Below are 988 nucleotides of genomic sequence, written 5' to 3'. Positions count from 1 at the left end.
CGGCCGAGCAGCTGACCGCGCTCGTCGAGAGCGCGGGCCTCGGCGTGAGCGCCGTGCACGGTGTCCGGGTCTTCGCCGACCTGGTCCCCGGCGTCCTCGTGGACACCGAGCCCGGGGCCTTCGACGCCCTGCTCGAGCTGGAGGCCGCGGCTGCCGAGCTGCCTGCGTTCCACTCGGTCGCCACCCAGCTGCACGTCCTCGGCGAGACACAGGGCACCACCGGGGTCTGAGCCGCCTCCCGAGCCACGCTGCTGATCAGCGGCGCGGCCGCACATGGAGTACGCCACAGGCCCCCCGATCGAGGGGTTTGCGCCGTATGATCGAGGAAGACCGCCCGGCATGACGGGCCGGCCGCCGGGGAATGGAAGCCTCAGCGACCGGGTCGGCCATGGCGGGATTCCGGTTGGCCAATTGGCGTAGAGGGGCGGGTTTCACGGGGGCGATTCCCTGCCTATCCTGAAGGGACCCCCCGGGTCGCCCCGGCGACTGCACGATGAGGAGGACTCCGTGCCGCTCTCGGAGCACGAGCAGCGCATGCTCGAGCAGATGGAGCGAGCGCTGTACGCCGAAGATCCCAAGTTCGCGACAGCGCTTGAGGGAAATGGGCTGCGCACGTACACCCGGCGACGGGTCTACCAGGCGGTCGCGGGCTTCCTCGTAGGTATCGCGCTCCTCATGGCCGGAATGGTCGCAAAGCAGATTTGGGTCAGCGTGGTGGGCTTCCTCGTCATGCTGGGCTGTGCGGTACTCGCCGTAACGGGGTGGCGCAAGGCTCCCAAGCCGGGCGAACAGCCCGCCGGTGCCCCGCATGCGCGCCGTCAGGGACGGCCGAAGCGCTCCATGATGGACCGCATCGAGCAGCGCTGGCAGCGCCGCCGAGACGAACAGGGCCACTAGCACTTCGCCGGTGATCCCACCGGCTCGGGACTGTGGGGCGGGGCGCCCCCCCCGGGCCCCCCCCCCGCGGGGGGAGGGGGGGGGGGGCGGC

The 988-nt window shown here is 71.7% G+C and carries 1 protein-coding gene and 1 pseudogene; both read left to right on the top strand.

Going from position 1 to position 988, the window contains the following annotated elements; translation table 11 throughout:
* A pseudogene (locus tag ACFW2E_RS24175) lies at positions 1 to 230 on the top strand (SAM-dependent methyltransferase); the annotation flags it as partial.
* Positions 231 to 507: 277 nt separating this feature from the next.
* Positions 508 to 897, top strand: a complete 390-nt coding sequence (locus ACFW2E_RS24170; protein ID WP_384469162.1) for a DUF3040 domain-containing protein — start codon at positions 508 to 510, stop codon at positions 895 to 897.
* Positions 898 to 988 lie beyond the last annotated feature (91 nt).

It is taken from the genome of Streptomyces sp. NPDC058964 (assembly GCF_042741275.1).
Lineage (GTDB): Bacteria > Actinomycetota > Actinomycetes > Streptomycetales > Streptomycetaceae > Streptomyces.
The sequence above is the reverse complement of the archived record's forward strand: the minus strand, read 5'-3'. Positions and strand labels throughout refer to the sequence as shown.